This window comes from Micromonospora desertarenae (assembly GCF_056150265.1).
Window position 1 is genome coordinate 25,319 of record NZ_JAXCFQ010000024.1, and the last position, 14,636, is coordinate 39,954.

At 70.6% G+C, this 14,636-nt stretch carries 19 protein-coding genes and 2 pseudogenes; 11 read left to right on the plus strand and 10 right to left on the minus strand.

Annotated features, from left to right (window positions below):
• Nucleotides 1-51: 51 nt before the first annotated feature.
• Nucleotides 52-1,365, plus strand: coding sequence for an MFS transporter (locus tag SM577_RS31195; RefSeq protein ID WP_474588660.1), 1,314 nt, complete (start codon nt 52-54; stop codon nt 1,363-1,365).
• A gap of 9 nt (nt 1,366-1,374) precedes the next feature.
• On the opposite strand, the gene SM577_RS31200 is transcribed toward SM577_RS31195, so the two are convergent.
• Nucleotides 1,375-1,533: a hypothetical protein gene (locus SM577_RS31200; RefSeq protein ID WP_302917381.1), complete on the minus strand. Its 159-nt coding sequence runs from the start codon at nt 1,531-1,533 to the stop codon at nt 1,375-1,377.
• A gap of 31 nt (nt 1,534-1,564) precedes the next feature.
• Entirely contained in the window at nt 1,565-2,023 is a 459-nt protein-coding gene (locus tag SM577_RS31205) for an Lrp/AsnC family transcriptional regulator (protein WP_302917382.1), read from the minus strand.
• A 109-nt stretch (nt 2,024-2,132) separates the two neighbouring features.
• Between SM577_RS31205 and SM577_RS31210 the strand changes: the two genes are divergently transcribed.
• The 5 genes and pseudogenes from SM577_RS31210 (at nt 2,133) to SM577_RS31230 (ending at nt 5,239) form a co-directional block, all read left to right on the plus strand.
• Nucleotides 2,133-3,197, plus strand: a complete 1,065-nt coding sequence (locus SM577_RS31210) for a Glu/Leu/Phe/Val dehydrogenase dimerization domain-containing protein (RefSeq protein WP_474588661.1) — start codon at nt 2,133-2,135, stop codon at nt 3,195-3,197.
• A gap of 36 nt (nt 3,198-3,233) precedes the next feature.
• Nucleotides 3,234-3,629 (plus strand): annotated as a pseudogene (locus SM577_RS31215) (DUF2000 domain-containing protein); the annotation flags it as partial.
• Between the two features lie 138 nt (nt 3,630-3,767).
• Nucleotides 3,768-4,217, plus strand: coding sequence for a DinB family protein (locus tag SM577_RS31220; RefSeq protein ID WP_474588679.1), 450 nt, complete (start codon nt 3,768-3,770; stop codon nt 4,215-4,217).
• Between the two features lie 59 nt (nt 4,218-4,276).
• A complete protein-coding gene (locus tag SM577_RS31225) occupies nt 4,277-4,834 on the plus strand; it encodes an ABC transporter permease (RefSeq protein ID WP_474588662.1) in 558 nt (185 codons plus the stop codon).
• A 96-nt stretch (nt 4,835-4,930) separates the two neighbouring features.
• Nucleotides 4,931-5,239 carry a hypothetical protein gene (locus tag SM577_RS31230; RefSeq protein ID WP_474588663.1) on the plus strand — a complete coding sequence of 103 codons (309 nt, stop codon included), beginning with the start codon at nt 4,931-4,933 and terminating at the stop codon, nt 5,237-5,239.
• Nucleotides 5,240-5,425: 186 nt separating this feature from the next.
• Here the strand turns inward: SM577_RS31230 and SM577_RS31235 are convergent, their stop codons facing one another.
• The 3 genes from SM577_RS31235 to SM577_RS31245 all read right to left on the minus strand — a co-directional run bounded on the left by SM577_RS31235 (nt 5,426) and on the right by SM577_RS31245 (nt 7,478).
• A complete protein-coding gene (locus tag SM577_RS31235; RefSeq protein ID WP_474588664.1) occupies nt 5,426-5,983 on the minus strand; it encodes a hypothetical protein in 558 nt (185 codons plus the stop codon).
• A gap of 95 nt (nt 5,984-6,078) precedes the next feature.
• Nucleotides 6,079-6,900: an MGMT family protein gene (locus SM577_RS31240; protein ID WP_302917393.1), complete on the minus strand. Its 822-nt coding sequence runs from the start codon at nt 6,898-6,900 to the stop codon at nt 6,079-6,081.
• The gene (locus tag SM577_RS31245) at nt 6,897-7,478 is read right to left on the minus strand and encodes an RNA polymerase sigma factor (protein ID WP_302917394.1); all 582 of its coding nucleotides are present in this window, start codon (nt 7,476-7,478) and stop codon (nt 6,897-6,899) included. Before SM577_RS31245 ends, SM577_RS31240 begins: the two co-directional genes overlap by 4 nt.
• A gap of 215 nt (nt 7,479-7,693) precedes the next feature.
• Between SM577_RS31245 and SM577_RS31250 the strand changes: the two genes are divergently transcribed.
• From SM577_RS31250 to SM577_RS31260, 3 genes are all read left to right on the plus strand, one after another.
• The gene (locus tag SM577_RS31250; RefSeq protein ID WP_302917395.1) at nt 7,694-8,197 is read left to right on the plus strand and encodes a methylated-DNA--[protein]-cysteine S-methyltransferase; all 504 of its coding nucleotides are present in this window, start codon (nt 7,694-7,696) and stop codon (nt 8,195-8,197) included.
• A 14-nt stretch (nt 8,198-8,211) separates the two neighbouring features.
• Nucleotides 8,212-8,937 (plus strand): 2OG-Fe(II) oxygenase, encoded by a 726-nt coding sequence (locus tag SM577_RS31255; protein WP_474588665.1) that lies wholly within the window; start codon nt 8,212-8,214, stop codon nt 8,935-8,937.
• An 84-nt stretch (nt 8,938-9,021) separates the two neighbouring features.
• Nucleotides 9,022-9,600 carry a hypothetical protein gene (locus SM577_RS31260; RefSeq protein WP_474588666.1) on the plus strand — a complete coding sequence of 193 codons (579 nt, stop codon included), beginning with the start codon at nt 9,022-9,024 and terminating at the stop codon, nt 9,598-9,600.
• Here SM577_RS31260 and SM577_RS31265 read toward each other — a convergent pair.
• A pseudogene (locus SM577_RS31265) lies at nt 9,569-10,383 on the minus strand (FAD-dependent monooxygenase). The gene SM577_RS31260 and the pseudogene SM577_RS31265 overlap by 32 nt on opposite strands.
• Before the next feature lie 228 nt (nt 10,384-10,611).
• Nucleotides 10,612-11,418: an SDR family NAD(P)-dependent oxidoreductase gene (locus tag SM577_RS31270; RefSeq protein ID WP_302917399.1), complete on the minus strand. Its 807-nt coding sequence runs from the start codon at nt 11,416-11,418 to the stop codon at nt 10,612-10,614.
• A gap of 174 nt (nt 11,419-11,592) precedes the next feature.
• On the opposite strand from SM577_RS31270, the gene SM577_RS31275 reads away from it, so the two are divergent.
• Entirely contained in the window at nt 11,593-11,775 is a 183-nt protein-coding gene (locus tag SM577_RS31275; RefSeq protein ID WP_474588667.1) for a hypothetical protein, read from the plus strand.
• Between the two features lie 122 nt (nt 11,776-11,897).
• Here the strand turns inward: SM577_RS31275 and SM577_RS31280 are convergent, their stop codons facing one another.
• Entirely contained in the window at nt 11,898-12,461 is a 564-nt protein-coding gene (locus tag SM577_RS31280; RefSeq protein WP_474588668.1) for an NADPH-dependent FMN reductase, read from the minus strand.
• Nucleotides 12,462-12,548: 87 nt separating this feature from the next.
• Nucleotides 12,549-13,037: an SRPBCC domain-containing protein gene (locus SM577_RS31285; RefSeq protein WP_474588669.1), complete on the minus strand. Its 489-nt coding sequence runs from the start codon at nt 13,035-13,037 to the stop codon at nt 12,549-12,551.
• Between the two features lie 139 nt (nt 13,038-13,176).
• On the opposite strand from SM577_RS31285, the gene SM577_RS31290 reads away from it, so the two are divergent.
• On the plus strand, nt 13,177-13,602 hold the full coding sequence (locus SM577_RS31290) for a winged helix-turn-helix transcriptional regulator (protein WP_474588670.1): 426 nt from the start codon (nt 13,177-13,179) through the stop codon (nt 13,600-13,602).
• A 144-nt stretch (nt 13,603-13,746) separates the two neighbouring features.
• Here SM577_RS31290 and SM577_RS31295 read toward each other — a convergent pair whose 3' ends face one another.
• The gene (locus SM577_RS31295; protein ID WP_302917403.1) at nt 13,747-14,622 is read right to left on the minus strand and encodes a LysR family transcriptional regulator; all 876 of its coding nucleotides are present in this window, start codon (nt 14,620-14,622) and stop codon (nt 13,747-13,749) included.
• Nucleotides 14,623-14,636: the final 14 nt, after the last annotated feature.

Genomic DNA, 14,636 nt, shown 5'->3' on the forward strand with positions numbered 1-14,636 from the left:
GCTGGCCAACCTGGATCCCTTCGCAGTCGTGTGGCCGGACGATCGTCAGCCGTGACGACCACCCGAACGACGCTCCGCGAGCTGGTCCGCATCCCGGGCGGCGGCCGCTACGCGCTCAGCGCCACAGTCGAGGCAGCGACCTCCGGGATGCTGCGCCCGTTCATCGTGATCTACGCCCTGCTGATCGGGCTCAGCGCGCCGCAGGCCGGAATGACGCTGACCGTCGGCATGCTGGCCGGCCTCGGCGCCGTCCCGCTCGCCGGATGGTGGGTCGACCGCGGGGCGCGGCGGGCCCCCGCCGTCGCCGCCCTACTGGTGCGGGCGGTGGGGTCGCTGCTGCTCGCCCTGGTGCCCGGCGTCGCCGGGTTCGCGATCGGTGCGGTGCTCATCGGCGTCGGCACGCAGATCGCTCCACCGACCAATTCCGCCCTGGTCGCCGCGCTCGCCGGCCCGACCCAGCGTACGGCGGCGCTGGCCGCGGGCCGCTCGCTGCGCAACGCCGGCCTGGGCGCCGGCGCCCTGCTCGGCACGGTTCTGGTCGCGTCCGGGCCGGCGGTGCTCCGCTGGCTCGCGCTGGCGACGGCGCTCGGGTGCGTGTTCGGCGCGGCGGTGATCGCCCGGGTGCCGCTGTCCCATCACGGTGCTCCGGCTCCCGCCCCGGCTGCGGCGACGACGGAAGCGCGCGGTGCCGGCCTACGCACCGTCACCGTCCTGGCCCTGGCCGGCATTCCGTACGCGTTCTACGCCGACATCATCGAGATCGCCCTGCCGCTGCTGCTGGTGCAGGGCCTGGAGGCGTCCCTGGCGTGGCCCTCGGGCATCTTCGTCGCCAACACCGTCATGGTGATTGCGCTGCAACTGGTCGTGGTAGTGCGCCTGGCGAAGTGGCCACACCGCACCGTGCTGTTCTGGTCCGGCCTGTTGCTCGCCGCCTCGTACCTCGCCTTCTGGCTCGGCGGGGTGACCGGCGGCGTTCCCGGCATGGTGCTCGTCGCGGTGGTCATCGTGCCTTTCACGCTGGGTGAAATTCTCTACACCGGCGCCAGCGTGCCGCTGGTGATCGAGTCAGCACCGCCGCACCTGATGGGTCGCGCGCTGGCCCGCTGGCAGCTCAGCTACGGCCTGGCCCGGGCCGTCGACCCCATCATCATCACCGGCCTGCTCAGCCTGGGCGCGGCGGCGCTGTGGCTGCCGCTGGCCGCCGCGACCCTGCTGGGCGCGGCGACGGTGCGCCTGGGCACCCGACGGCACCCTCTGCACCGTGCCGGGCAGTCCGGGACGATGCCTACCGGTCGTCCAGACGCCTCGGCGACTCCCTCGGTTGCTGACTGTCGTGCCCGAACGGCGGCGGTCCCGAGGAGGTAGGTCAGTTTTTTACATGTCGAGCTGGTGCCACGGCTCGGTGGCGTCCCACCGCGCGACCACGGGCCACCGGTCGGGCTCCACAGCGCGCTCCGCCAGCCAGTAGTACTCCCCCTCGGTCTGGTCGCCGCCCCACTGGATCAGCCCCGATCCCCTGTCGGGCTCGAACATCTCGTAGGGGACCCACAACCGCGCGGAGGGCTCACAGGTCGAGTGGTTCGATGATCTGTTTCCGGGCGTGTTGATAGATCACCGAGCTGCGGAAGCCGACGATCTCGCGGCGTCCGCTGAACTTGTCCATCAGGAAGGCGTGCAGGCTGTCCACGCTGGGCACGGCGACGTGGACGAGGAAGTCGTCGCCGCCTGCCACGACGAACACCGACAGCACCTCGGGCAGCCCCATCGCGTACTTCTTGAAGCCGTCGATGACGGTACGGCTCAGCGGCCGGACCTGCACGTGCAGTAGTGCCTGAACGCCACGGTTGAGGGCGGTCAGGCTGATCTCGGCGTGGTATCCGGTGATCACGCCTCGCTCCCTCAGCGCACGTACGCGCTCGAGGCAGGTCGAGGGCGCGATGCCGACCGCGCGGGCCAGTTCGCGGTTGGTCTGCCGCGCATGTGTCTGCAGATGCCGGATGATCGCCGCATCAAGTTCGTTCACGACCGAGATCTTGCCATCTTTTCCGAATGACGTTCGGTGGGAGCCAGTTGGTGCCGGCCATGTGCCTACTGTCGGTCCCGTTCTGACGAGCAGGCGAGGGGAAGCCATCATGATCGCGACCGACATCGACATCGACATCGAGTCCATGCACGAACACGTCGTCGTCAGGCGGGGCGCACGATCCGGTCTGCCGATCGTCGTCGCGGTGCACTCCACCGCGCTCGGCCAGGCCATCGGTGGATGCCGGCTGGCGAACTACCCACACTGGCGCGACGGCCTGGACGACGCGCTGCGGCTCTCGGCCGCGATGTCGGACAAGTGCGCGTTGGCCGGGCTGCCCAACGGTGGCGGTAAGACCGTCGTCGCACTGCCCCCCGGCGTGACGCCCGACGGCGCCACCCGTCGGGCGGTGCTGCACGACGTGGGCGACGTCATCGCCGGCCTGGCCGGCACGTACGCGACCGGCCCGGACGTGGGTACCGGCCCGGACGACATGGCCACGATCGCCGAGCGGACGCCGTACGCGTTCTGCCGACCGGTTGGCGCCGGTGGCAGCGGCGACTCCTCCGAGCACACCGCCGTCGGGGTCCTCGCCGCCCTGCACGCGCTGTGCGCCGAGCGGTTCGGATCGTCCGACCTGTCCACGCGCAGCTTCGCCGTGCTCGGCCTCGGCCGCGTCGGCGGCCACGTGCTGCGGATGCTCGCCGACGCCCGCGCGACGCTGGTAGCAAGCGACGTCGACGACAGCCGACGTGCGCTCGCCGGCGCCGCCGGCGCGGCCTGGGCCAGCCCGCAGGACTGCCTGACCGCCGACGTGGACGTGCTCGTCCCGGCCGCCCTCGGCGGCCTGCTCACCCCGCACACGGTGCCGAAACTGCGCTGCGCCGCGATCGCCGGACCGGCCAACAACCAACTCGACGCCCCGGCCACCGCTGACCTGCTGCACCAGCGTGGCATCCTCTGGGCCCCGGACATCGTCGTGAGCGCCGGCGGCATCATCCACGCCACCGCCGTCGAACTCCATCAGGAGACCTCGACGCAGGCCACCGTCCGGGTCCACGGCATCGCCGACACCCTCACCGACATCCTGCGCACCGCCCGCGCCGCCGGCTCGACCCCGGCCGAGGCCGCCCGCTCCCACGCTCGCCGACGCGTCTGTGGTGCCCACCGCTGATCCCTGTCACCACCATCGCCCCTGGAGCATCGCCACATGACCCCGGCAACCAAGCTCGTGATCGTCGTCCGTGCCGACCTGCACGCCGCCTGGGCGGCCAACGCGGCGGCAGTGCTCGCGTTGAGCCTCGGCGGCCGGCTGCCCCATCCACCCGAGACCGACGCCACGGACGGCTCCGGCGAGCCGCACGCAGGTCTGAACCGCCATCCGGTGCCCATCCTGAGCGCCACCGCCGACCAGCTTCGCGACCTGCATCGAACGGTGCGCGCCGACGGCGATCTGATCACCGTGGCCTTCAACGAGGTCGCCCGACGGGCCCGCACGTACGACGACTACGTGGCCGCGCTCGCCGCGACACCCGCGGACGAGATCCACTACGTCGCCGTCGCGGCGTACGGCCCACGCAACCGAATCACCGCCCTGACGAAGCGATTCCCCCTCTACGGCGCCGACGCGCCGGTCACCGCAGAGCCGGACGTCACCCGCAGGAGAGCCGGGTTGTTCCCCGCCGCCGATGACCGCCGGTTCCGCACACCCGCCACCGGCAGTGAACGGCAGCTGCTGCACGACATGCTGCGAGCCCAGCGCAATACGCTGAAGTTGAAGTGCTCGAACGTCGAGGATCAGCTGGCTCGCCGAGCGGTGCCACCGTCGACGCTGTCGCTGCTGGGTTTGATCCGGCACCTCGCCGACGTGGAACGCCGCTGGTTCCGCCAGGTCCTGGCCGGGCAACACGCACCCCCACTGTTCTCGTCCCCGACCAACCCCGACGGCGACTTCGACGACGCCGTACCCGATCCTGCCGTCGTCGCCGCGGCCCGCCGAGCCTGGCACGACGAGATCGCATTCGCCGACACCTTCATCGCCACCGCCGACAGTCTCGACGTCGAGGGCCACGACAGCTGGCGCGGCACCGTCTCGCTGCGCTGGGTCCTCGTCCACATGATTGAGGAGTACGCCCGCCACAACGGACATGCCGACCTGCTCCGCGAACGCATCGACGGAACGATCGGCATGTGACCTTCCGTCATGACCAGGCGCGCTGTTCCTCGGCACGAGCGTGCGACAGAGCCGGTCGCGTGACGGCAACGGCCGAACCCTCCGGGCTCGCCGACCAGGTGGAGGTTGTGCTCGTCAGCGGGGGCACGGCGGCAGCGATCATGGAGAAGGTCGCCGGCGTGCCCGGCGCGACAGTGCTCGACCGGACGTCCTACGTCGAGAAGGCCGCGGCGGCGATCACCGAGGGCTCGACGGTGATGTACGGCTTCGTCGGCATGACGTTGCTGCTCGCCCTCTTCGGCATGACCACGACGATTTCGATGAGCGTCAGTGAACGCCGCCGTGAGTTCAGTCTGCTCGGTGCCGTCGGCGCAACCGCCCGCCAACTCCGCGCCATCATCCACTGGGAGGTGGCCACCGTGGTCACCCTGGGTACGCTGCTCGGTCTCGGAATCGCGGTGGGCACGGTGGCACTCATCCACGCAGCGACTGGAGGCTCCTACATCCGGCTCAACGCCCCCTGGTGGCTGTACGCCTGCGTCGCTGGTGCCGCGGCACTGGTCACGCTCACCACCTCGGCACTGCCAGCCCGGCGAGCGACCAGGGTTCCGATCCTGGCGGCGGCACGGGCCGAGTGATCACCCCCCAAGGCTTGATCTCCGCCCGGTCCGGGCTCGTCGGTGTCGCCGTTGCCGGCAACAACTCCGGCCACACAGCCGCTACAGTCCGCTCCCATGGCCGAGCGCGTATCTATCGACGACCTGGGAATCTGGGTCACTCACCCCAACGGGACCACGGGACTTCCCTGGGTGGAAGTAGCCAGCGTCGCCCTGTACGCATCTCTGCTACCTCCTGACAATCAGCGCGTCGTATGGCTGGACGCCACGCATGTGTCAGGTGAGTTCGTGGAGATCAACAACATGACCGAGGGATTCAACGACGCCGTAGCCGCTGTCATCTCCCGGTCGGGTCGCGGCCCCCTGGACCTGTCTCGCTTGCACCCGTCGGATTCCCCTGTCGAGATCTACCGCTCGGAGCTATAGGAAGATCTCGCCCGAGGGGGCGGCGCCACGGCGCTTGCGGAGCATGGTGAGCGAGATGGCCGCGCTGAGCGCGGTGATGACGGCACCGGAGCACCCCCGACAGAAGTTCGACGAGACGGTGCGCGGGACCAGCGGCAGAAGAGCGCATCGAGACGACGAAGCCGTCGAACCCGCTGGAGCTCCCGCCTACTGGAACTCTCGCAGGTAATCGGCCAGTTCCGGGACGGTCGCGAGGACCTGTGGGTCGACGCTCCGGCGGATCAGGTCGGCCTCCTCGTCCCCCCGTTGACCCTCGAGGATGACGACGACGAAATTGGTCGGAAGCGAGTCGTGGATGCCACCTCGACGGGCAGTCTCGGTCATCGCCTTGCAGACCCTGGCCATCGCGCCGTCGTGGGCCGCATCCAGCGCGTCCGACGCCGCGTCCCGTGCGGCGTCAGCGGTGGCGGGCGCGAGGAACTCCTCGCTGAGGCGGTGGTACCACGGCCGCATCGCGTCGCTCGCGGCCTCCAGGACGTCCCACCGCCATTCCGGTGCGGCGAACCGCGTCGAGTACCCGTCGTTCTCATGCACCGCCGCCTCGGTGTTGGCGGCAAGGGCCGGCGGGAGGATCTGGGCGCCATCACTGTAGAAGAGGTGAAAGGCTGCGGCGTACAGCTGCTCGTCGGGATGCGCTGCGGCGATGCCGGCCAGGGTCTGGCATCCGATGTCGTGCCATGCCGTCTCGAAGGAGTCCCAATCCACCGGGGCACGCTACCGCGCCCCCTACCCCCGACCCCGACGTGTGTAGATGCCGCCTCGACCGAGGCGACGGGTGCGACGCCGAACGGCGGCGGTGCTCAGGCCGCCACGGGCCGGCAGCTCTTGCAGGCGCGGTAACCCGCGCGACGCGCCTCTCGGGCATTCGTGAACGGCACGCGGTGCGCCGGCGTGATCCGGCGGGCGTTGGCGCACGTCGGATGGCAGTAGATGTGGGTGGTGTCACTGCCGAGGAACACCGCACCACTTCGCGACCACTGGTGCACCTCGGCCATGTCGACGCCCTCCGCCGACCGCAGCGCGTCTCCGGCAGCTGGCAGGTAGGCCGCGTCGCAGGGCGCCCCGTGCTCGTACGTCACCCGATGGCAGGGGACCAGCACGACGAACGGATTGTGTGCCAGGACGTTCAGCACGGCGTCGGCGCCCCGCGCGGGCGGCAGCGCGGCCTCACGCGTGAGCCAGGAGAGAGGACGCAGCTGCCCAGCAGGGATGGTCTGGACCGCCCGCAGCACCCGGGCCTCCAGCGCGTCGACCGGGCCGAGGTCCAGCGACAATCTTCTGACCCGGCCCGTGCGCAGGGCTGTCAGCAGCCCGGGCAGGGGCGTGCCGGTGGGGATGGCCGACCGACCGGTGCGCGAGCGGTGCAGCTCCTCGAACCTCTCGGCGGTGAGCCCCCCGGTTGCCAGTACGGCCCCGGTGACGAGTTCCGGTGTGAAGGCCACGAACAGGCCGCCCGCTGCCGTGTCCAGGCGTACGTACGTGTCGTACCGATCGCGCGGGATGCCCACGCGCTGCAGGATCCTCAGCGCGAAGTCCACCGGCGCCGGCGGTTCGCCCAGCTCGCCGGGCGAATCGGACCCGATCTGCGACGCGGGTAGCTGGTTGTGGTCTCCCCCGCTCATGTCGCCACCTCCCCTTCTTCCTCCCAGGTCAGCAGCCGGCGCAGGTCGCTCATGCCACGTGACACCTGCGCCTTGGCCGTCCCCACGGGGCAACCCTGGATCTGGGCCACTTCCGCATAGCTCATCCCCACCACATGCCTCAACACCACCGGTACGCGGTAATACTCCGGCAGCCGGGACAGCGCGGCGACCAGACGGCCCCGGTCGTCCGCGTTCAGAGCACGGTCCGCCGGGCCTGGATCCGCGTCCGACCACATGTCCGGTGCGTCGTCCACCCGCATGACGGACAACGGACGGCGCGAATTGCTGCGCACGTGATTGCGCCACACGTTCGCCGCGATCGTCATCAGCCAGGCGCGCGGCTGCAACGCCCGGCGCCGCTCCGGCGGGTAGCCCTGCAGCGCCGTGTAGGCCCGCAGGAAAGCGTCCTGTCCCAGATCATCCGCCTCCGCGGCCGATCCGGACACGCGCAGCAGGAACGCGTGCACAGCTCTGGCGTGGACCCGGACCAGCTCTGTGAAGCCGGCGTCCAGGTCCTGCGCCAGCAGGTCGGTCAACTGCTCGGCAAGCTCCTCCATCGCTGGTAGAACACCGCCTTCGGAGAAAGGGTTGCCGAATGCGGCGGAGCCCGACAGGTGGGAGTCCCCAGCCTACGAGCTCGCCGGGGGGCGTTGCCTGGTCGTCGGCGGCAGTACCGGTCGTGGCATGCCACGTCCGCGGCGCCGCCGGATCCTGCAACCCGAATGACGCATCCGGTGTTTCAAGGGCATCGACGATGTCCTGAGGAGTCACGGTGATCTACACAACCCTCGACAGTCCGCTGGGTGAACTGCTGGTGGTCGGCGAGCGGATGGCGACCGCCCCCGGCGGCATCGCCCTCGCCTGCCTCTCCTTCCCGGACCAGAGCGGGGGTGCGACCGTACGGCCCGGTTGGGTCCGGGACGACGGGGCCTTCACCGCGGTCGCCGACCAGCTCGCCGCCTACTTCGTGGGCACACTGAACCGCTTCGACATCCGATACATCCCCTCGGGCTCCGGCTTCCAGCGCCGGGTCTGGGCAGCGCTGGACGCCATCCCGTACGGCACGACAGTCACCTACGGCGAGGTCGCCGCCCGGCTCGGTGAGCCGCCCAGCGCGGCGCGCGCTGTCGGTGCGGCGATCGGCGCCAACCCGCTGCTGGTCGTCCGCCCGTGCCACCGGGTGGTAGGCGCGAACGGCGCACTCACGGGCTACGCCGGTGGTCTGCGGCGCAAGCAGATGTTGCTCGCGCTCGAAGGCTCCATGCTCGCCGTCTGACTCGGGGGAGAGGCATGAACACCGACACCGCGCCGTGGAACGCGCGCCGGCGCGTCGACGACACGGACTGGGCCGCGCTCGCCGAATCACTGGACGCACACGGCTGCGCGCTGACGTCCCCCCTGCTCGACACCGAGCAGTGCCGGGCCATCGCCGTCCTGTACGAGCGGGCCGAGCTGTTCCGCACCACCGTCGACATGGCCCGGCACCGATTCGGCTCCGGAACGTACCGCTACTTCACCCGCGAGCTGCCTCCCGCGATCGCGGAGCTGCGAGAGGCGCTCTACCCGCGTCTGCTGGCCGTCGCCCGTGACTGGGCCGAGCGGCTGGGACGCCCGGCACCCTGGCCCGACGACCTGCGCGAGTGGCTGGCGATGTGCCACGAGGCGGGACAGGACCGCTCCGCGCAGATCCTGCTGCGCTATCAGGAGGGCGGCTGGAACGCCCTGCACCGTGACGTCTTCGGCGACCTGGTCTTCCCGCTCCAGGTCGTGATCGGTCTGGACACGTACGGCGCCGACTACACCGGGGGCGAGTTCCTGCTCGTCGAACAACGCCCTCGGGCCCAGTCACGCGGCACCACCGTCGCCCTGCCCCAAGGGCACGGCCTCGTCTTCACGACCCGCGACCGGCCGGTACGCACCAGGCGCGGCTGGTCCGCCGGCGCCGTCCGACACGGGGTCAGCATGGTCCACTCCGGCCGGCGGCACGCCCTCGGCCTGGTCTTCCACGACGCATAGCCACCGCGTCCCCGATCATCTCCCGTCGGCCGTCCCGGTTGGGCGAGGGGCCGTTTTGGAGATCCAGACACGAGAGGCAGACCCATGCGACCTCTCGACCGCCACCGGACCGATGTCGGGGACGAGGCCGGCCGTTCCCCGCTCGTCGATCCGGCCGTGTCGAGGGCACTCGGGCGGTTGCCGTGGCCCGTCCCGCACACGGCGGCCGAACTGGCCGCACTCACCGGGTTGCTGACGGTGCCCCGGTCCGGCATCACGACCGTAGTGATCGGTCACAGCCGGGATGCCGCCGCCACGACGTCCGCGGCGGCCTTCACCGCGGTGTGGGAGGCACGCGGCGGGGTGGTACTCGCGGTCGTCGACTGGCCCGAGACCGCAGCGTCATGGCTGCGGTCCGCTCGTCGGATGACCGCGGAGACCCCCGACGCCTGGGTCGTGGCCGCCGCCCTGACCGGCTTCGTTCCACTCGCCCGACGGCTTCTGACCAGCACCCTCTGGGCGCCGTCCCGTACCTACGCCTTCGGTTCACTGTGCGACTCGCGCCTGCCGGCGCTCGCCGGTCCCGGTGTCCTGGACGGCCTGCGCGGCGCGAGCGCGGACGGTGGCACGTGGGAGGTCCGTGGCCGCGGCGTCACCACGTTCGCGGCTCGAACCAGCGGGTGAGGGCGGCGTGCAGGGCGGCCGTGTCACCGCTGGCATACGGGGCGGCCGGCGATGCGCTCCACCTCACCCCGCAACTCCTCCAGCGTCGGACGGGAGTGCCGGTCCGGATACGGCCCTGCGGTAGTCGTAGGTACACACGCGGCTCAACCCGTACGGGTCGACCCACAGCAGGGTCCAGCCGCGCGGGGTGCGTCGCCACCCGCCGGGTGCGGCGGCGGGCTCCAGCAGCCTCACCTCGCCCAGGAGCGCGGCGGCAGTCGGTCCGTCGCCCCAGGAACCTGATGCCGGCCAGCTTGCGTACGGCGTTGCGCGCACCGTCGGCGCCCACCACCCAGCGGGCCGTCAGCGTCGTCTCGACGCCCGAAACGGCCCGCAGGTGTAGTCGGACATGCTCGTCGTTCTCCACCAGGCCGACCACTTCCGCGCCACGCCGCAACCGTCCGCCCAGCCGAACGGCGGCCGCGGCGAAAACCTCCTGGGCGTAGGCCTGCGGGCTGCCGACGAGCACCGGGCCCTCCTCGACGACCCGGGACAGGTCGAGTTCGAAGATCGAGGCGAGATGGAAGCGCACCGGCCCGCGGGTGTCGCGGGACGCGGCGTACCGGCCCGGCTGCGCCGCCTCCAGCAGCCCACGACGGTCGAGGGCCTGCGCGGTGCGCGCGTGCAGCGTGCTCGCCTTGGAGATCCCGTCCGGCTCGGCAGCTTCTCGAGGATGGTCACATCGATGCCCAGCAGGGCGAGCTCGCGTGCGACGAGGGTGCCGACCGGACCCCCGCCCACCACCGCGACGCCGGTGTCGACGCTGCCGCCGGCCGGCGGCTGAGAGCTGGCATGCTCGGTTTTTCTCCTCGATGGCCGGTACGCCTCAGACAATCGGCATGGGGCCCGGGCGGACCGGAAGGACCCCGGCGGCGCGGTGAGCCGCCGGGGTCCGGTACCGCCATGCGATCGGTCTTGGTGGGCGCGCAGGAACCCCCGGTCACGGCCGGGCCCGGCCCCGCGCTCCCCCGATCAGACGCTCTTGTGGAAGCCGGCGTCGACCGCGTAGTCCGAGCCGGTGGTACTCGCCGAACGGGGGGACGCCAGCAGCAGTACCGCGTCGGCGACCTCCTGCGGGTCGATGAGGCGGCCAGTGACCTGGCCCATCATCTGAGGCGCGATGCTGTCCATGACGCTGTCGCGGTCGGCACCCGCCATCGCAGCGATGACGTCGGCCGCGCCGCCCTCCTCGGTCCACCAGGCGGTGCGCACGGCGCCTGGGGAGACGGTGTTGACGCGGATTCCCTTGGCGCCGAACTCCTCCGACAGGGCCTTGGTCAGGTTGGACAGGGCCGCTTTCGCGGCGCCGTACTCGATGTTGACCGGTGCCGGCTGACGTGCCATGCCGGTGGAGATGTTGATGATGGAGCCACCGCCGCGCTCGATCATCTGAGGGATGGCCGCGCGGATCGCGCGGACCGCGGAGAGCAGGTTGAACTCGAAGATCGAGCGCCACTGCTCGTCGCTGCTGTCGAAGAAGCCGGTGCGAGGCATGGTGACGCCCGGCGGCGGGCCACCCGCGTTGTTCACCAGGACATCCAGTCCGCCGAAGTGCTCGACCGCGCGCGCCACAACCTGCCCGGGGGCGTCGGGGTCCATCAGGTCTGCCGACACGTGCAGCAGGTTCGGGCCGGCCAGCTGCTCCAGCTCCGGCGTGGTCTTGCGGGAGACCGCGACGACCTTGGCACCCTCTTCGAGCAGTGAGCGGGTCACGGCCAAGCCGATGCCCTTGGAGGCGCCGGTCACCACGGCCACGCGACCGGAGAGGTTGAGATCCATCATTGTCCTTCTGGGTCGAGGCCCTCCCCCGGGGAACAGGGTGGAGCCTTGGGGTGCGCTGTCGGTGGTTGAACCCCGACGGTTGCGAACGGGTTGCACGGGCGCTCGGCTGCAACCGGCCATCGGAGCGGGGGGTTCTCAACGGCAACGCATCCCGCCTTCTCCCAGCTCCGCATGTCCACCGCCGTGACCCGGCCGCGCAAATTCCTGCTGCCGCTGGTCTGTCTCGCCCCGCTGTTGGTCAACGCGGGATGCGGGACTGTCGTCCTCGCCCTGCCGGACATTCAGCGCGAGCTGTCCGTGAGCCTGACCGAGGCGCACCGGCTGACCAATGTGTACGTGCTCCTCGTCGGCTGACCGTGGCACCCGAAGATGCGCAGCGGCGTGGTGGTGGCAGGGGGACGGCCCGGCCCGTCGCGACGGGGCAGGCCACCGCCTGGGCGGCGGCCTGACTGTCACCGCGAGCGGTCCGGGTGTGGTCAGGGTTGACGCAGTGGTGCGAGCGCGTCGGCCCAGGCGGTCACCTCGGTGAAGAGTTGGCGGAGCGTGGTGTTGTGGCGATCACCGGGGGTAAACGTGGTGAACGCTGCGAAGTCGGTGGCGAGTGACAGACTGACCTGGGTACGCACGCCGGCCAGCTGGAGACCTGCCGTGATGAGGCGCAGGTGTTCAACCGCGCGGGCGCCGCCGACGTTACTTCCGTAGGAGACGAAGCCCGCCGCCTTGTTGTTCCACTCGCCGTAGAGGTAGTCGATGGCGTTCTTCAACGCCGAGGGGATCGATCGGTTGTACTCCGGCGTGACGAAGACGTATCCGTCGAACTCGGCGATCTTTTTGCTCCACTTCCGTGTGTGGTCGTGGGCGTAGGACCCGAGCAGCGGTGACTGCGGCTCGTCGAAGATCGGCAGACGGTAGTCCTCGACGTCCACCACCTCGACGTCAATGCCGTCATGCTGGTTGCCCAGCTTGGCGACCCACTCGGCCACCTGGTGACCGACCCGCCCGGGGCGGGTACTGCCGAGGATGATCCCGATGTTCGTCATGCGTATTCCATTTCTGCTGATCTGATGGTTACGGATGGCCGGAAACGTTGTGCCGGGCGGATCGGAACCTGCGTGCGACACGCACTTTCACCGCCGTCGCTGACGCCGATGTCCGGATTGCAATGCCGCGTCGAGGCCGTTCAGCCGCAGCACGCTTGCGCCGCGCAGGTGCGCCAGGTCCACACGGCCGTCATCCGTGTATCGGAGAAATGTCACCTGCTCGGTCCATTCCAGGCGGGTTCCGTCGGTCTCGGCGTCGAGCCGGACGGTGACCAGCGAGGTCCACCGCAGTTCGCTGTCGACCGCGGCTTCGTAGCCGTAGACGATCCGGTAGGGGCCCGCGATGTCGATGTACCGCGACCGGAACTCCAGCCGCTCGGGCGCGGCGTCCGGCGTGGTGTAGGTGCTGCGCGCCGTCTCGCCTCCGCCCACCCGGAAGTCGTGCTCGTAGGAAACCTCGCTGCCGGGAAGCCGGAACCACCGCCGCCTGATCGCGGTGTCGGCGAACGCCGTGAAGACCTCGCCCGGTGGCACGTCGAGGTGCCGCGAGATCGTGAACGTGTCGTGCCGGACCATGCCGTCCTCCCGCTGTCACGGCCACGAAGTGGTGGCCGCACGTCAGTTACGATCAGTAAGAAACGTGCGCCCACCGGATTTAGTCCGGCTCTCCCATACGCACTTTGAAGTCAGCTACTGACGCATGAGGAACAAAGCCATGACGAGCTCCCTTGCTACCGAACTCGCGCAGCGCGGGGTCGCGCCGGACTGCGTCCGGGCGATCGAGCTCGTCCGCGATGTGCTGGCGCGGGTGGGTGACAAATGGACGCTGCTGACCATCACGGTCCTGGCCTCCGGCCCGCTGCGCTTCACCGCGCTGCACGAACAGGTCGCCGGCATCTCCCAGCGGATGCTTAGCCAGACCCTGCGCGCCCTCACCCGCGACGGATTGGTGACCAGGACCGCATTCCCGGAAGTACCCCCGAGGGTTGAATATGCCCTGACGCCGCTCGGCCGTTCGCTGAGCGAGGCCGTGGACGGACTCGTGCACTGGGTCCGTGGCCACCAGAGCGAACTCGTCCGCAACCGTGACGAGTTCGACCAGGCACCCACCGCGAACACGGCGACCCCGCCCCACGCGTAACCGCGCCACGGTTCCCTCGTGGCTGCCGCATCGCGAACTCCAGCCGAGATCCACACATGACAGTGCGCCGAGACCGGATGAGTGGGCCCACGAGTCGACACCGTCGAAGCGGTCACAGGCCAAGGGCCGGTCAAGGCTGCGGGCTCAGGTGGCGGGGAGGGCCTCGGCGAAGGCCAGCGTGCCGCAGCCCGGTACCCGGACGACAAGGCCGAGCGCCGACTCTGGCAGCCCGGTGACCGGCACGAATGCGACGTCCGGGCGGACCTGCAACCCGGCGGTGCGCCGGCACACCAGCATCCCGCCCCGGCCCGCTGCGACGAGCGCGATGCCCTCTTGGAGGGTGGTGACCGTCGGCCCGGCGGGGATTGGCCGGCCGGCGGGCGTGACGACGGGCGCCTGCGCCGCCCGCCAGTACTCCGGCGCCGGCGCAGCCGGCCCGATCAGCGGCAGCTCCACCAACTGCGCGACGTCCACTGCGGCACGCTCGGCGAATGGGTGCCGCACGGACACGGCGACGGTTTGCTGCTGCCGGGAGAAGACCCGTGCCAGCGTCAGTTCCGGTTCCCGCACCGGCAGCAACACGATGGCCGCGTCGACCTCGCTGCGGTGCAGTGCGCCGAATGGGTCGCTCAGCGGCAGCTCGGTCAGGTCCACCCGCCGGCCGGGTGCCTGGTAGGCGTTGACGGCGGCGGCGATACCCGCGTCCACGTGCCCCTGGAATCCGAGGCGCAGCACGTCGTGGACGCCGCGGGCGGCGTCCCGGGCTTCCTCGACCGCTTGTCGCACGGCCGCGTACGCGGGCCGCACCCCGGCCAGCAGTTGCTCGCCCAGCGGGGTGAGCGCCACCCGACGGCTGGTGCGGTCGATGAGCCGGCCGCCGATCCGCCGTTCCAGAGTGGCGAGGAGCTGGCTGACGCGGCTCTGCGAGACCCGCAATCGCTCGCCGGTGCGCCCGAAGTGCAACTCCTCGGCGAGCACCAGGAAGCACTCCAGCTCGCGCAGCTCCGGTTGGCTGGCCATGCCGTACCCCTTCC